Genomic DNA, 15,909 nt, shown 5'->3' with positions numbered 1-15,909 from the left:
GGACGCCAGCCGTCCCCACCCCGGCCGAACGCGGAGGGCAACCCGCCACCGGCCGGACGTCGACCCCCTCTCTCACCAGCAGGAGCACCCCCGCCATGAGCACCACCGGCATGCGCTTTTCCGTCCCCGCCGCGGCGGAATCCCACATCCGTCAGCTTGTCGCCGCGACCAACGCACGCGCCGCCGTCCACCGGCTCACGGGCTACACACTGGAGATCTCCGCCCCGTTCCTCGCGGACTACCACGAGCCGCACGACGGCCGCCTGATCGGACAGCGCCCCACCGTCACCGTGACGATCCTCGGAGAGGTTCCCCGCCACCAGGGGTGGGCCACGTTGGCCCGACTCGATCACGACGAGGAGGGGGAGACGATCGTCAGTCTTTTCCCCGGACTGTCCGAGCAGGACGCCCAGAGGGTGCGCGGCTACCACGCCGTCGAGAATCTGTGCCACGGCTGCCAGGTCGCACGGCACCGCACCGCCACCTACCTCATGCGCCACGAGAACGGCGAGTTCCGCCAGTTGGGCACGACATGCGTCGAGCCGTACACCGGACTCCCGGTCAAGGGCATCGAGGCCCTGTGGCGCATCGGTTCCCTGAAAGACTCCGATTGGGACCAGGAGCCCGACGGCGGAGTCCCCGGAGACGTCCGCTTGTTGGTGGCCGAGGTCCTGCGGGTAACCGCCGCAATCGTGGCCCAGGACGGCCGGTACGTCAGCAAGGCCGCCACGTGGAAGGACGCCGCACCCACCGCCGACGCGGTGGAAGCGTATTTCTTCAACGCCAAATCACCGGTCGAGTGGCGCGCGGCCATCGACGCCGAGGCCGACGCCGTAAGCACCGCCGCCACCGTCCGGGCATGGGCAGCCGAGGGATACGGCAGCCTGAACGAGTACCGCCACAAGGTCGGACAGCTTGCCCGCCCGGACACGGTCGACGTCCGCCACTTGGGAACGCTGGTGTCCGCGATTGCCGGATGGCACCGCGACCAGGAGAAGGCCACGGTCGAGCGCGCGGCGCAGAACTCCCAGCCGCAGGGCAAGGTTGGCGACCGCCTCACCACCACCGTCACCGTCTCCGCCGTCATCGACTTGGGAGAGCGCTGGTACGGCCACAACCGGCAGCAGCGCCGGTTGGTCAAGTTCCAGGACCCGGAGGGCAACGTCTACGTGTGGTTCAGCAGTGCCGCAACCACCCCGGAGAAGGGCGACGAAGTGGGGTTGACCGGCACGGTCAAGGAACACGGCAGCTACGGCGACACCGCGCAGACCGTTCTCACCCGGTGCCGGATCACAGAGCGCCAGCCCATCGCGGCATGAGAAGACTGGCCGGGCGGACCCCCACCGCCCGGCCGGGCACCGCCGCACGGGGGAGGGCCAAAAATGGCGCGCAAAGGGCGTCCTCTGGACGGCTCATCGTGGGCCAGCTCGCAGCCGGCCCAAGGACACGCCCTTCGGGCGCGACCGCCCCCTCCCGCGCGCTTCGCGCACACCTGCGGAGCAGATGGTGCAGCACCCTTTCCGCCGCCGGCCGCAAGCATCCGCAGGGAACGGCGATGCCTCCGGCGGGTCCTTACCTGGAGGGGAGGGAGAAGGCGGTCGGGTCCCGTTGGGTGGTGGTCGAGTTCCGTACGAGGTGCCCCCTCCTCAGTCGGCCGCCTACGGCGTACCAGGAACCCGGACCCGGCATCCAGGCCGAGCCGCTTCGCGGTCGCTGCGCGAGCCTGGACCCCGCGCCCGGAACCCTGGTCCGGGAAACCCGTCCGACCGAGGAGGGAACACCACGCAGGCCGCCGCCATGTGTGACGGGGCGCATATGCGCGGCGCGGCTGAAAGGTTGCCTTCTTCTGTAAAATATGGTTTAATTAAGATATCGAAAGGGGGAGGGCAACCCCCCGGACGACACCGCCGGAATGAACGGCCCGGCGGACACTCTCACCAGAGGAACTGACATGGCCAGCAAGCCGAAGATGACCGACGACGAGCGCCGCGTCTATGTCGCCCAGACGTACGCCGACCTTGAGGCCGCCATGGACCGCGCGTATTCCGCGATGGTCAGTGACCATGACTTCTGGGACATGCTGATGCACGCCGGCGCGGTCCTGGAGGACCGCAGCCCCGGCAACTGCATCGCTATCGCGGCCCAGCACCCTTACGCCACCCGTGTTCTCAGCGCCGGTAACTGGCGGAAGGTGGGTCGCTACCCGCGTCCCGGGGTGACCTCGATCCGGATTTGGACGCCGATGAGGAAGCGGAAGGGCGCGGGGGATGAGCCCGCCGCCGTCGAAACTCAGGAGGGACAGGGGAAGGCTCCCGCCGAAGGGGTCCGGAAGGCGTCCAAGTTCAAGCCCGGACCCGTGTACGACATCAGCCAGACCGACGGGGACGAAGTCGCGCCCGAGGTCAACGTGTTGCCGTCCGTCGAAATGATCCGGGCCGCGTTGAACACTCAGTACAGCCAGGCGTACGGCGAGGACCTGGAGAAGTCCGGCCGGGATGAATTCTCCCAGGAGTCGCCCAACGCCGCCTCCCGTGGACTGCTGTTCGCCCACGCCCGGCAGCTCATCAGCAACGCGGACATGATCGCTCCCCGTCAGTGGGTGTCCGAAGCCGCATCCGCCGCCCACGTCGCGGCGATCATCCTGGGAATCGAGCCGGGACCGGCCATCATGCCCCCGCTCGCAGGCATCATCACCGACGCCAGCAAGCCGCCCGTCTACGAGTCCGCCGTCCGGATCATCGAGACCGGCCGCGCCATCGCGGACGCCGTTCTCGCCCACGACCACGCCCGCGAACTCGCCCCGGCGGGTTGACCTTTCCCGTAAAACATGGTTTAATTAAGATATCAGAAGGGGGAGGGCGACCCCCCGACCGCCACCCCGCCGGGGCTGACAAGCCCCGGCGGCACCTCTCACCAGACAGGACACGACATGCCTACCACCGAGACCCCCGCACCCGCCCAGACGTTCCCCACCGCCACGATCGTGCTGGCCGGACCCTGGTTCCAGATGCAGCAGCACGACGCCCGCCCGGCGATCATCCTCGGCCCTTGCGGAGCCGCCGAGGGCGCTGTGCTGGCCTGGTTCTTCACTCTCGGCGCACCGGAGGCTGGTACGACCGTGCAGGCCATGCTCTGCAACGAACTCACCACGATTGACGCCACGTTGGAAAGCATGCCGTCGGAGACTTTCTACGGCATCGCCAACAGCTTTGAGCTGAGTGAGCTTCCCTGGAACGACGGTGACGCACTTCGCGAGGAGATCCACCGGATTGCAGGTCAGCGCTCCGCGCGCATCGACCGCTGGGCGCTCTACGCCAGCTGACCGAGGGCTGCCGGTTCGGGGGAGGGCAACCCCCCGAATCGGTCGCGCCTAAAGGACACCCCCTCCGGGGGGCGGCTCAGTGGCGGGCCGGTGCGTTCACCGCCGGTGGCCGACGGTGCCGCAGGCGGCCCCGGCGGGCGCCGGCCCGCGAAGGACGCGCCCCGCGGGGGCGCGACTGCCACTGCCGTCGCGCAGGGCGCGACGGCGAGCGGGCCGCTCGTCCCTCACAGCCCGCGACCGGTGGTGCGTTCCGCACATCGCGCAAGCTCCGGCCTCCGGCCGGAACGAACACCCCTCACCAGAAAGACAGTTCAATGATGACTATCAAGATCACTCATACCCGTGGGCAAGGAACACTCGTCACTGGAACGACGAAGGGTGACGGCGCGGCCGAGATCCTCAAGCTCCGCGAGTACGGACGCACCTGGCGGCAGCCGTTCAAGCACAGCCGGACGCTGGGGTGCTGGTACCTCCCCTCACAGTCGCGACCACGCGGGTGACAAGAAGACCCTCGAAATCCTCTCGCAGCGACTGCGGGACGCGGGCTTTGAAACCGAGCTGACCATCGACAACACCGACCGCCGTACCTTCGCTGAAGCCGAGCAGGACCGCGAGGAGCGCGCCGCCGATCGTGCCGAACGTTTCAGCGGATATGCCGAGAACGCCGAACGCAGTTCCGATGCCTCGTGGGCAGCAGGCCGGCGGATAGCCGACGGCATCCCCTTCGGCCAGCCGATCCTGATCGGACACCACAGCGAGCGCCGGGCACGTCGTGACCAGGAGCGTATGCACAACGCCCACGGCAAGAGCGTTCGCGAGCACAAGCGTGCCGAGCACTGGGCGGGCCGGGCACAGGCCGCCGCCGGATACGAGAAGTTCCGGAAGAACCCCGGCACCACTCTCCGCCGGATCGAGAAGCTGAAGGCCGATCTCCGCGCGGTCGAGAAGTGGCAGGACGACCAGTCAGCCATGGGTTTCCACCGGGACATCACCAACCCGGACACGGTTCAGGAACTGGAGATCCAGCACGAGGAACTCACCGAGGAAATCGCCTACTGGCAGGCCGTTATAAGCGAAGCCGAGGCCAACGGCTTCAAGCTCTGGTCCAAGGCTGACTTCCAGCGCGGAGACTTCGTTCGCTACTACGGCACCTGGTACGAGGTCCTCCGCGTCAATACGAAGAGCGTGACCATCCCGCACATCCACAACGGCACCGGCCGCACTGTCGTCCGCGCGTCGGACAACAACATCGCCGACTGGACCTGGACGGCCCCCTACGACGCGGTGTCTGGGTGCATCAGCGCCGAAGAGATGAAGCGCGAACACCCGACCGACGCCGCGTAGTCCCCGGCCCGCCCCGGTTCCGAACCACCCGGGGCGGGCCCCTCCCTCACCAGGACAGGCATCGCCATGACCGCCGACATCCCTGCCAGCACGTACCTCTGCGGCTGGACGGGCACGCGCTTCTACTCCCACCTCAGGCGCGGACGACCCGCCATCCGGCACCGCGGATGCCTCCCCAGCCAGGAGCACGCCGCCCGCCTGGACGAACTCACCGCCCAGGCCCGGACCAGTTGCCCGTGCCCGACACTGCACGCCGTCACCGCCGACGAGATCGTCGCAGACATCGACGCCATCGCGGCAGCCCGCGAACACGACACTGAGCACCAAGCTGCCCGCCACGTCGCCCGCTTGCTTGGCCCCTGCCCGGCCGCGACCGCCCGCGCCGCCGCAGCGGCTGAGTACGCCGACCGCTGACCACCGGACCACCACCGCCGGGGCGACACCCCACTCGCCGCTCCGGCCACCCGAACAGGAACGGCAGCACCGTGTCCCGCACGCGCGAGGCACGCCGATCAGTTCCGCCGACAAGACAGGAACAACACCATGCGCGAGACAAACGACCGCAGAACCCCCACCGGGCCGGGCCGAGACAAGCGGGGAGCCGCCCAGCCCAGCGCGGACTGCATCGCCCGCGTCACCGTTCCCCTTACCGTGCGGTTGAGCGCATCCGAACTCACCCGCGTCCTCCTCGCGGCGCACACGATGCAGGAAGTGGCCACCCTTGATCCCGCAGAGGTCCGGGCCCTCATTGCGGAGGCGCTCACCCACCACTGCTACGAAATCCTCGACCTCTCCCCGTACTCCCCATTCCTCGACCGGCACCAGGCCGCCCGCCGCGCCATCCGCCGGACCTACGGGCCGCGCTTCAGCAATGCGCCTGAGGAGCAGGCGTTCCTCGCCGAGCCGCTCAGCGAACTCCTCAGCGGACGGGAGACAGACCGTGACCAGTGACGAACCACGCGGTGCGACAGCCCGGCAGACGTACTACTGGCAGGTGCGCAACGCCCGGACCCGCGCGCTGGAGAACATCGTTGCCGGGGAGACATGGCACATCCGCGCCGGACATCCCGGCGGCGCACACTGCGACGTGGACCAGGAACCGCCGCAGGCCGGGGACCACACCCCCACCCTGCTGACTCGGTACGTTCCCGACAAGGACGCCGAGGAACACCGGGGCGGGTGCCTGAAGTGCGAGTGGGAAGGGCCGATTTACAGCGGAAGCCCTGCAGGCCAAGCGGGTAACAGCGCGGTGGCCGACGCCCACGACCACGCCTTCCCCGGGTGGCACAAGCTCCCGGTCGTCAGCAAGGCCGAAGCCTTGCGAGGACTCTTCCGCGGGGGACGCCTCTGGACGCAGCTCAGCCCGTTCTACCCGCACGGGTGGCTGGACTGCGGAGCGCCGTCGCTGGTGTGGAGCCGCTACAACAACGAACCCCACGACCCACCGCACCCGGGCCGGCCGCGCTACGAACTGCACGTCGGCAAGGCGATACGGACAGAGCGGTCACAGCCCGGCGAACAGGAAGAACTCTTCTAATGCCCCGAGCAACTTGTGGTCGGAGCCCCCCACTCTAAAAGGTGGTTTAATTCCAAGCTGTGCAGGCCCGATCTGCTTTCAGACCGCCAGCGTCGCAGCAGCATCTCAGGACAGCAAAAGACGGCCAGCGCACAAGGGCAACAAGGCGCTGGCCGTCGGTGTCTCTCACCAGAAAGACAGAACCATGCTACGCGACAGCTATCCCGATAGCCCCCGGCCTGGTGACATCGCCCAGCTGAGACCCGGCAACACCATCGGTGCGCCACCCGGCATTCACTTCATGATCGTGGAGGACTTCCCTCCCACCGGACGGCACGTCGTACTCAACCTTCCTGCCGACGAGCCCAGCCACGCCGACTGGGCGGCAGCGGTCCCCTTGGATGACATCGCCACCCTCACCCGACACGACCGCGACGGCAGCCGCACATGGACACCACCACCCCAAGACCCCACCGAGGAGACCCTGTGACACCGCCAGCCAAACCCGGCCCCGACCAGGAGCAGGGGACTTCCACTCCCGATCCACGGCTTCGCTCCCGCGTCGACCTGCAACAGACCCACTCCATCAGTGAGTCCACGCTCTTCAACCTCTGGAGCGACCGCGCGAACAACGGCCATCCCGACGCCGTGACGATCAAGGGCGTTCTGTACTGGGATGGCAAGACGTGGGCGACGTGGCACCACGAGCTCCAGCGCCAGCGTGCCGCCGCAGCCACCACCCACGAACCCAAGCTTGACGGCGACGGCGAGGACATGGTCGGCCCCGCAGAAGCGGCAAGGATCTGCGGTTTCGCGGACAGCTCCACCGTTTCCCACTACGTGGAGAACCCTCCCGAGGCATGGCCGGCCCCAGACACGTGGGTGGAGACCAAGACCCGGAAGCGCCCGCAGTGGAAGCGGTGGAGGATGTGGAAGTACGTTGCCGAACGTAAAGGTCGCGGCCACGCCGGCGGACGCCCCAAGGGGCGCCGCGGACTCGCCTACCCCTACCAGGGGGACGAACGACTGATCCGCGCCAGGCAGGCCATCGCAGCGAACCCCGGAGCGTCGAACGCGGAACTCATCCCCGCGCTGCAAGCCGGGTCCGAAGGTGAGTACAGCCGTTCCACGTGGAACCTCATCCTCAAATCCGCCCGCGATCACTCCGAGGAGTAGCCGTGGCCAACAGTTGTTGCCCCCGCTGTGGCGGTCCGCTGGGTGAACGGCCAGCCCGCTCCCGCCTTACCGCCGGCCGCGACATCCTCATCTGCATCACGTGCGGTACCGACGAAGCCGTTCGCCAGGCCAACGGCCAGCCGCCGGTTCCGTTCGGAGAGTGGCCACTGACCACCCAGGCCCCGTAGAACGGGCCGCCAACATGCGTAGGGCCCTTATCCCGAATCTGGGATGAGGGCCCTACGCATATCAATGGCCGCCGTAGTCCATCTACCGACCGGACACCGCAGTTCGGCCAGCGGTCCCACGACGCCCAGCCCACCGAGCCGAGAGGAGCACCTACTACTGCTCAGCCCACCCTCATCCAGACCCGTCGCGCTCCCAGCACGAGCCCGCCACACCCCAATGCTTCAGGTAACAGCCTCACAGCCTCAGGCCGCAGCACCCCCCGAAGACCGAATACCGACCCACTGACCGCAGAAGCGGAACTCACCCATCCCAATGGCCGATCTTGAAATAAATGGACCAAGGTATCGTCACTTCGTGACGATACAATCCTCAAAGACGACCGAATTTGACCGGAAGAGTGCAGGGGGTGAGCGGGCCGATGGCGTGGGTGACCATGATCGGCCCCTCCGACGAGCAGATTGAATACCGCCTCACCGGCGGCCATGGCTGCGGAAAGCCGGTCCTGGTCGACGCCGCGCCGCTCATCGCCGCCATCGAGGCCAGGGCCGAAGCGGCCGGGACCACCGTCGCCGCCCTCCTCGGCACCACCGAGGCCAAGAAGGCGTTCTTCCGGGCCCGCACCCAACTCCGCAACGCGCAGAACCCGAAGTTCACCGGGTTCGACGCCGTCGAGCTCGCCGCCGCAGCCAGCCTCAATGCCCGCGACCTGTACGACGAACAGGCCCTCCCGCGCCCGGCCACCGACGGGCAGGTGGACTACCACCTCGACGCCAGCGAACGCCCCCTCGTGTGGATCGGCGGCGGCCTCAACGAATTCGGCATCACCCCTGGCAGCATCCTCGCCCCCGGGCAGTTCACGGCCGCCCGCAGGCTCATGCACGGCGAGGACCCGAACACCGGCAAGACCCTCGTGGAACCCAAGCTCGCCATCGCCCCCGCCGCGAAGCTGCCCGCCGCCCCGCTGGTCCGCGCCATCCGCCGCGCCGCCGCCGAACGCAGCGTCACCCCCGCCAGCCTGCTGGACTCCAATCGGAAGAAGGACGCCTTCCGCCGGATGGAGAACCAGCTCCAGCGGTTCGGTGAATCCCACCGCGTCCCGGCCTCCACCCTGCTCAAGCTCGCCGGTGCCGTCGGAGTCGACGCCGTCGACCTCTACGGCGAAGACGTTCTGCAGAAGGCCATGGCCGCGGAAGCCGGTGGCCACCTGGACGCCCGCGCGCTCCTGCGCGCCGTCGAAACCCGGGCCGCCGAGACCGGGCAGCAGCCCGCCGACCTGTTCACCACCGCGTCCATGCAGCGCCGGTACACCCAGACCGCAGGTGAAGGCCGCCGACGCCTCCGCGACCTGCCCATGGACGTCCGCGAAGCCGTCGCCATGGCCAAGGCCGCCGGGCTCGCACCCGAAGAGGTGTGGGACACCGAGGAGATCAGGGCTGCCCTACTCGAAGGGCGGGTGCAGGTCGGCCGGTTCGGTGCGGACGTCACCCTCGACCTCGCCAAGTCGAAGTCCGCGTTCCTCGCCTACGCGCCCGAGGAGATCGCCGCCCAGGTCGAGGGCATCTACACCGCAGCCGGCCGCGAGTCCATCAGCGCGCTGGAGCGGTGGACCGCCTACGCGATGCGCGGTCGGCATGGTGACGGCGCCGAGGCCGAGACCGTGCCCACCAGCGGCTTCTCCGGCTGGATGATGGTGCACCGCGCCGCCCGGCCCGTGGACGGCGCCCCGTTCGGCGATCCCCACTTCCACCTGCACTTCACCCTGGCCAACATGGTCAAGGGCACTGACGGCCAGTGGTCCACCGTGGCCGGCGGGGGGCGGGACCTGCACCGGCACGCCCGCGCGACGCAGTCCCTCATGAACGCCCGCATCCGCCGCGAGCTGACCGACACCTTCGGCATCAGCTTCCGCAGGGAGGAGCGGACCGGTGCGTGGGAGATCGCGGCGATCCCCGAAGCCACGATCAAGCTGTTCAGCAAGCGCGACAGCCAGGTGCGGGACCTGCTGACCAAGCTCGGCATCGACTACGACAGCGCCACCACCCGCGAGCGCACCGCCGCCTCCGCCGCCTCCAAGGCCGCGAAGAACGGCGAAGCCGCCGGAGTCGAGGACGATGTCCTGCGCGCCTACTGGCAGGCCGAGGGCCGCGCCGCCGGTGACGACCCCGACGCCATCACGGCCAGTGCCATCGAACAGGACCGGACGGGCCAGAACCCGGACCTGGACCAGCTGTGCGCCCAGGTCTTCAACCCCAAGACCGGGCTGACCAGCCACAGCAAGGACTTCACCCACGCCGCCGCCATCGCCGCCGTCCTGGACGCCCTTCCGTACGGCGTCGCCGACGCGGACGAAGCCGAGCAGCTCACCAACTCCGTCCTGCGGCACGCCGGGTACGCGGTCAAGCTGAACCCGAAGGGCGCCCAGCACTTCACCCACGCCGACCGGTACACCACGGCCGATGTGGTCGCTGCCGAAGCGCTCATCGTCACCGAGGCCACCAACCGCCTCAACGAGCAGGCAGCCGTCGTCACCGGCGACACCGTCGCCATGACCCTGTCCGCAGTCGAGGCCCAGCACGGCGGCGAGTTCGAGTTCTCCGCCGAACAGCGCGCAGTCCTCGAACGCCTGCTGACCGCAGGCCACGGCATCGACGCGGTCGAAGGCATCGCAGGCGCGGGCAAGACCACGATCATGAACACCGCGAGGGCCGCGTGGGAGGCCAACGGACTCGTCATCGCTGGCGCGAGCACCGCCGCCGTCGCCGCCGCGAACCTCAAGGCCGAAGCGGGCATCACCTCCCGCACCCTCGCCTCCTGGCTCACCGGCATCCGCACTGGCGGCCCCGGCCTCACCGGCGTGGACGTGCTGGTCGTGGACGAGGCCGCGATGTGCGATGACCGCGACATCGCCGAACTGCTGGCTTACGCTGCCACGACCGGCACGAAGATCGTGACCGTCGGCGATCCCAAGCAGCTGCACTCGCCGGGCATCGGCGGCTCCTTCGCCGCCATCCATCGCATCGTGGGCGGGCTCGCACTCACCGAGAACTTCCGGCAGAAGGACACGATCGAGCGCCGGGCGCTCGCCCTGTGGCGCGACGACCACCGCACGGAGGCACTGCGCACGTTCGCCGGAACCGGCCGCGTGCACGCCCTCGCCGACAAGGACGAGGCCCTCGCCGCGATGCTGACTGTCTGGGCCGACAAGCGCGCCGCGCACACCGACAACCACACCGCTGTGCAGCAGCTGCTCATGCTCGCGGCCACCAACGAGGTCGTGGAGGAACTCAACGTCGGGGCCCGGGCCCTGCGAAAGGCCAGCGGCGCCCTCACCGGCCCGGAACACCTTTTCGCCCTGGCCGGCGGCGGTGAACTCGCCCTGTCCGTCGGTGACCAGGTCCTCCTCCGGGCCAACGACTACAGGAGCAAGCGGAGCCGGGGCGCGCACGAGGACGTCCTGAACGGGTTCCGCGGACTCGTAGTCGCGGTGGACGAGGACCGCCGGGTCCTGGTCGAGTGGAGGGCGAAGACCGAGGGCGGCGGCCACCGCGACGTCGCCGAATGGGTGGACGCCGACTACATCGCCCATGGCGGCCTCAGCCTCGGGTACGCCATCACCGGCCACAAGAGCCAGGGCCTCAGCGTCGAGGAGGCCCTTGTCTACGGTCCCGGCGCGCAGGCCAACGCCCTCTACACGATGATGAGCCGCGACAAGAAGGAGACCCACCTCTTCCTGCCGCTGTCCGTCTACGAGACCGACGCCGACCGTGCCCGCGCAGGCGAAGCGCTCACCGACCAGGAACAGCTTGACCGCGCGGTCGCGGGCCTCATCCGCGAGATCGAGACCGGCACCGAGGAACGCATGATCCTCACCGAACTCCCGACGGCCGCCGTCCCCGCCCACGTCCGGCACATCGTCCCCGACCTGCCGATCCCGCGCGCCCCCGGCGCCGGGGACACCCCCGAGCAGGACGACATCGAGGAGGCCGCTCCGACGCCCGGACCCCGCCGCACCACCGGCGCCGCCAACCGAGCCGCGACGCCGCCCGCAGCCCCCGAGCCCCGGCAGCCGTCCGCAGCCCGTCCCTACGCCCACCTCACCAACGCGGCCCTGCGCGATGCCGCGCGCAAGGCCGTCGCAGCCGCACGTGCCACCGGGACGGCCGCCGAGAAGGCGGAGGCCGCTGCGGACCGCGCCGAGCAGAGCGCGACCGCCGGAACCGGCCCCAACGTGCTCGCGCTCAGCCGTCGGCACCAAGAAGTCGCCGGACGCGCCGAGGCGATCCGTGACGTGCGTGCCCTGGAAGAGGTCATCGCCGAACACAACTCCCGGCTGCACGGCACCCAGGCCCGCATCAGCGGGATCGAGCAGCAGCTGGCCGCCACCGGACGGTTCGGCCGTCCCGTACTTCGCGGTGACCAGCGGACCGCCGCCGAGGCAGAACGCGAAGACCTCACCCGGACGCGCCACAGGGCCGAACAGGAGCTGGAGAGCACGAAGGAACGGCTCCGCGAAGTCGCCCCCCAGGCCGGGCCCGCCGGTGAGCACGAAGCCGTGCTCACCGAAGCCGACCTGCCGCAGGAGACGAAGGCCGCCCTGCTGCGACGAGCCAAGGACAAGGACGCCGAGGCGGCCAAGGCCCTCCGCACCGAGGCGACCAAGGCACGCCGCACCGCGCGCAACGCCGACGGCCGGGCGTCCGGCCTCCGGGGTGAACTGACCGTGCGGGCCGACCGTAGCCGACAGAACGCAGAGCCTGCGGAAGCAGCAGCACCGACCCCGCCGCAGCCCGAATCCCCGTACGGCCACCGGGCCACGACGGACTACCCGCACAACAGCATCCCGCCGGACAACGCACAGGACGCACTGCCTGTGTAGTCCGATCCGGTCTGAGCAGTGCCGGTGGCGAATGCCCAGCGTCACGGCAGCCTTCAACGACCACGCCTGCGAGAACGCTTCTTGCCGGTACGGCCACGGCGGCCTGCATCCGACGGGGCTGTCGGCGGCGGGCATGCTTGGCACCAGAGCGCGGTGACGGACATCGGCCCGGCCGGCGCCGCGCACTCGGTACCGCCGGTAAGCGAGCCCCGGGTCCCGCACCCCTGGCAGGTACGCGCCTCCTCCAGCCTGCGCGCCAAATCGCACGGCGGGCAGCAGACCATCTCCGGCGCCTCGACCCAGACCACGGTCGGCGTCGAGACGAGCCGGTCCGGCCTGACGTGCACGCACAGCCGCGCCGTCCCGGACCAGACTGCGGCCATGAGGGCTTCCAGGGCCAAGCGCTGCCAGGCCGGCCGGCCCATGAACACCGGGGCAGAGGCCCCTCTGGCGGTCAGGAAGGCATCGCTCTCGGCAGTCGCGGCGTCGATCTGGTCGCGCAACGCGGAATCGGCGGGCAGGTCCGAACCGGCGGGCTGCATGGTGAAGCTCCTCGTGAAGGGAGTGGACGGAGGCAGAAGCAAAAGGGCTGGAGCACGGATGGTCGTCGCGGGTCAGTTCGCTGCGGGGCAGCGGCATCAGATTTGGCGGAGTGCTACCAGGACGCGGCCCATGAGGTGCGGGTCGTCGACGGGAAGGTGTTCGTCGGTGATGGGCTCGTACGGCTGTGGCCGTCCTGCCCGGTTCGACGGTTCTCTGGCGGTTGCTGTCCGAGGTCTCGGTGCTGTGGTGCCGGGGCGGACCTCGGCCCAGACGGTCTTGCCGCCGTTCGGCGGGTGGTAGTACCCCCATCGGCTGCTCATGTGCTCGACCAGGAAGAGTCCGCGTCCGCGCTCAGCATCGGTGCCGACAGTCTTCGGCGCTGGGGGGCGTGTGTCGTTGTCCGTGACCTGTACCAGGACAGTCGGGCCGCGCAGCTGGAGGTCCAGGCCGATCAGCTGCACCTTGGACAGCACCGCAGAGGTCAGCCGTTCGGGCTGCTTCGCGTCGTTCGGGTGCTGGATCGCGTTGGTGACGAGTTCCGAGAGCACTAACAGGATGGAGTCGATCAGGTCGGAAGGCACCTGCCAGCGGCCCAGCACATCACGGGTGTGGAGCCTGGCCCAGCCGGCCGCATTGGGGGTGTCGGCCAGTTTCAGGTGACTGTGGGGCACAGTGGGGACTTGCTGCATTATGGACGCCTCCCGGCGGGGCAGTGGCCCGAGTGTCCGGGCCATCGCGCTGGTTGGGGGAGTTCCTACTTGGTGGCGACGAGGAGAAGCGCGCCGTGGGGGCAGTTGGAGAAGCGCCCTCAGCTCAGCGTCCGAGAACCGCTTCTCGGGCTGCGCGGGACCAGATGGATTGCTGGCGGAGGGTGAAGCCCATCCGGTTCCAGTGGAAGATGACGTGCCGCGCGAGGATTCCGCGCATTCCAAGGCTGAGCTTTCCGGCCGCCGCCGCCTGTTCGAACGCCCGTCCGCCGGTCTCCAGGCCACTGATCCATGGCTGGACGTGCGCGAGCGCTTCGGATTCGAGAAGGGATTGAGCGTCTGCCAAGAGGAGTCTGCGCATGGGCTCAACCATGGTGCTGACCTGATCGGAGGTGACGTCGTCTGTGAGCGGACGCCGTACTTCGACCAACCCCCACACGTCACCCTGCTCGCCGAACTCCAGGCCCGCCGAGCGCATTATCATCGTCATGGCCAGGAGGGAAACTGCCTTGGTGTCCAGCCCCGCTTGCTGGTCAGTCGCCGCTGCCAGGTAGTCGAGCACGCCGACGCTGTCGGCGTGAAACAGCTCATGCGCGAGGGCTATTCCGTTCGGGCCGCCGAAGGCGGTGACCTCTGGTTCGTACGGCGAGGCACTCCATTCGGCAGTCACGTTCCAGGAGACGGAGCTGCCCAGCGCCTCGGCGACGTGGCGGACGACGTCCTCGGCGGTGGTGCCCGGAGCGGGGAGGTAGCGCAGCCGCCAGTGAGGGTGCTTGCGAACGAACCACCAGCTACCGATTGGCCCGGTGCGAAGGGCCGGCAGGAGGTAGGCGTGGAAGATCCGGTGGCCGGTCGGGTAGTCGGTGAAGCGGATGTTCGCCTGCTGCCAGCCGGACGGTTCGGCGTCGAGCGCTGCCCGACCGGCGTCCTGGTAGCGCTCGATGGCCTCGGACAGGAGCGCGGGCTCCGTGTCTGCGGTTCGGGCGGCGTCTTCGACGGAGGTTCCGCCGAGAACGGCCAGGACTGCGTCCTCCAGACGGTCTGTGCGGTGCACGGCCGGACTCCTCACGTCAGCAACAGGCAGGAGTCCCACTGCCCTTGGGGGGTGGCGCCGACTTCGGTGTCCTGGAAGGCGAGGGCAGCTCCCGTCTTCCCGACCAGGAGGCCGTTCTCATCGGGGGCCGGAGCCAGCGCGAACCGCCCGATGAGGAAGTTGAACCGGTGGCGGTACTTGGCCGGGGTGTCGGCGTCTTCCGCAATGCGCTGGACAGCACGCAGAACACCCCCGAAACCATGGCAGAGCCCGCGGTCGGCGACCAGGTCGATCTGGTGACGGTCGGTGAGGCAGTACAGCAGGGCGCGCTCGACCATCCGCTTACGGTCCGCATCCTCAAGAACGATGGCCGCAAGCTGCTGCGCACGAGCGATTCCGGGTGTGCCGTAGCACCAGCCGGGGGCGGCTGCGTGCACGGGAGCGGCACCGAGGTGGCTGATCCACCGGGGCCAGCGAAGGCCGTGAGCCTCGGTCTGTTGGACTTGGTCGAGCCAGCGGCAGATGCGCCGGATGGCTGCCTCGTGTCCGTCCACGGCGACGCCCGCGCGCAGGGCCAGGGAGAGGAGAGCGAGCGGTCCCGTGATGCCGTGCGCCAGCCCGGCGTTGGCATGGCCGCCCGGCGTGGCGGTCTTGTCGCTGGCAGGGGCGTGGCCGACCCACCAGCCGGGCAGGGGCCCGTGCGTCGCGTCTGTGAGAGGTTTGCTCAGGCGGACCAGGTACTCCAGGACGCCCTTCAGCTCAGGACCGCTGGGCTGTCGCCGCAGTAGCAGGGCCCCGATACCGGTCAGACCGCGGAACAGGTCGTACTCCGCGAACGAGGGCCGGCGACCGGCGTCGATCCGGGCGTGAGCGGCGGAAAGCCGCTGTCTCGTGTGCTCGGCCACGATCCCGTCGAGGGTGTGCAAGGCGCCTGCATACCGGTCGGTGCCGTCGGCAGCGAGGTGCAAGACGAAGGCCATCGCGGGGGCGCCGAGGAACAGGTTCGCCTCCGGGCCGTCGGCCAAGGGACCGATCCCGGCGAGGGTGCGGTGCACGTCCTGCCACTCCCCGGTGCCCCGCCGGGCCCGCTCTATCTGGAGCAGGGCGGCGGAAGCTGTCAAGTCAACTGAGACGTTGGATTGGTTATGAGGAGTGGGGTTCGGGTTCCCTACGTTTGGCTGGGTCGTTGATCCAGGCACGGTG

The 15,909-nt window shown here is 69.2% G+C and carries 14 protein-coding genes; 10 read left to right on the top strand and 4 right to left on the bottom strand.

All coding sequences use genetic code 11. The annotated features are described in order from the left end of the window. Positions 1-95: 95 nt before the first annotated feature. The 10 genes from AC0Z36_RS25360 (at position 96) to mobF (ending at position 12,423) form a co-directional block, all read left to right on the top strand. Complete coding sequence (locus AC0Z36_RS25360) at positions 96-1,319, top strand: hypothetical protein (protein WP_485465367.1); 1,224 nt, start codon at positions 96-98, stop codon at positions 1,317-1,319. A 632-nt stretch (positions 1,320-1,951) separates the two neighbouring features. Then, positions 1,952-2,812, top strand: coding sequence for a hypothetical protein (locus AC0Z36_RS25355; RefSeq protein WP_485465366.1), 861 nt, complete (start codon positions 1,952-1,954; stop codon positions 2,810-2,812). 117 nt (positions 2,813-2,929) lie between these two features. After that, positions 2,930-3,322 (top strand): DUF6409 family protein, encoded by a 393-nt coding sequence (locus AC0Z36_RS25350; RefSeq protein WP_485465365.1) that lies wholly within the window; start codon positions 2,930-2,932, stop codon positions 3,320-3,322. A gap of 378 nt (positions 3,323-3,700) precedes the next feature. Beyond that, entirely contained in the window at positions 3,701-4,666 is a 966-nt protein-coding gene (locus AC0Z36_RS25345) for a DUF3560 domain-containing protein (protein ID WP_485465364.1), read from the top strand. Between the two features lie 66 nt (positions 4,667-4,732). Beyond that, complete coding sequence (locus AC0Z36_RS25340) at positions 4,733-5,080, top strand: hypothetical protein (RefSeq protein WP_485465363.1); 348 nt, start codon at positions 4,733-4,735, stop codon at positions 5,078-5,080. A gap of 129 nt (positions 5,081-5,209) precedes the next feature. Further along, on the top strand, positions 5,210-5,617 hold the full coding sequence (locus AC0Z36_RS25335) for a DUF6181 family protein (protein WP_485465362.1): 408 nt from the start codon (positions 5,210-5,212) through the stop codon (positions 5,615-5,617). Further along, the gene (locus tag AC0Z36_RS25330; RefSeq protein WP_485465361.1) at positions 5,607-6,203 is read left to right on the top strand and encodes a DUF6349 family protein; all 597 of its coding nucleotides are present in this window, start codon (positions 5,607-5,609) and stop codon (positions 6,201-6,203) included. The genes AC0Z36_RS25335 and AC0Z36_RS25330 overlap by 11 nt, the downstream gene beginning before the upstream one ends. Positions 6,204-6,387: 184 nt before the next feature. After that, positions 6,388-6,672 (top strand): DUF6211 family protein, encoded by a 285-nt coding sequence (locus AC0Z36_RS25325; RefSeq protein WP_485465360.1) that lies wholly within the window; start codon positions 6,388-6,390, stop codon positions 6,670-6,672. Next, positions 6,669-7,358, top strand: a complete 690-nt coding sequence (locus AC0Z36_RS25320; protein ID WP_485465359.1) for a hypothetical protein — start codon at positions 6,669-6,671, stop codon at positions 7,356-7,358. The genes AC0Z36_RS25325 and AC0Z36_RS25320 overlap by 4 nt, the downstream gene beginning before the upstream one ends. A gap of 595 nt (positions 7,359-7,953) precedes the next feature. Continuing rightward, the gene (mobF, locus tag AC0Z36_RS25315) at positions 7,954-12,423 is read left to right on the top strand and encodes a MobF family relaxase (protein WP_485465358.1); all 4,470 of its coding nucleotides are present in this window, start codon (positions 7,954-7,956) and stop codon (positions 12,421-12,423) included. 53 nt (positions 12,424-12,476) lie between these two features. On the opposite strand, the gene AC0Z36_RS25310 is transcribed toward mobF, so the two are convergent. From AC0Z36_RS25310 to AC0Z36_RS25295, 4 genes are all read right to left on the bottom strand, one after another. Beyond that, positions 12,477-12,965, bottom strand: a complete 489-nt coding sequence (locus AC0Z36_RS25310; RefSeq protein ID WP_485465357.1) for a hypothetical protein — start codon at positions 12,963-12,965, stop codon at positions 12,477-12,479. Between the two features lie 96 nt (positions 12,966-13,061). Next, positions 13,062-13,655, bottom strand: a complete 594-nt coding sequence (locus AC0Z36_RS25305; protein ID WP_485465356.1) for an ATP-binding protein — start codon at positions 13,653-13,655, stop codon at positions 13,062-13,064. Between the two features lie 124 nt (positions 13,656-13,779). Next, positions 13,780-14,727 (bottom strand): thiopeptide-type bacteriocin biosynthesis protein, encoded by a 948-nt coding sequence (locus tag AC0Z36_RS25300; RefSeq protein ID WP_485465355.1) that lies wholly within the window; start codon positions 14,725-14,727, stop codon positions 13,780-13,782. 11 nt (positions 14,728-14,738) lie between these two features. Next, positions 14,739-15,827: a lanthionine synthetase C family protein gene (locus tag AC0Z36_RS25295; RefSeq protein ID WP_485465354.1), complete on the bottom strand. Its 1,089-nt coding sequence runs from the start codon at positions 15,825-15,827 to the stop codon at positions 14,739-14,741. Positions 15,828-15,909: the final 82 nt, after the last annotated feature.

Source organism: Kitasatospora sp. UYEF31 (genome assembly GCF_057291755.1).
The sequence above is the reverse complement of the archived record's forward strand: the minus strand, read 5'-3'. Positions and strand labels throughout refer to the sequence as shown.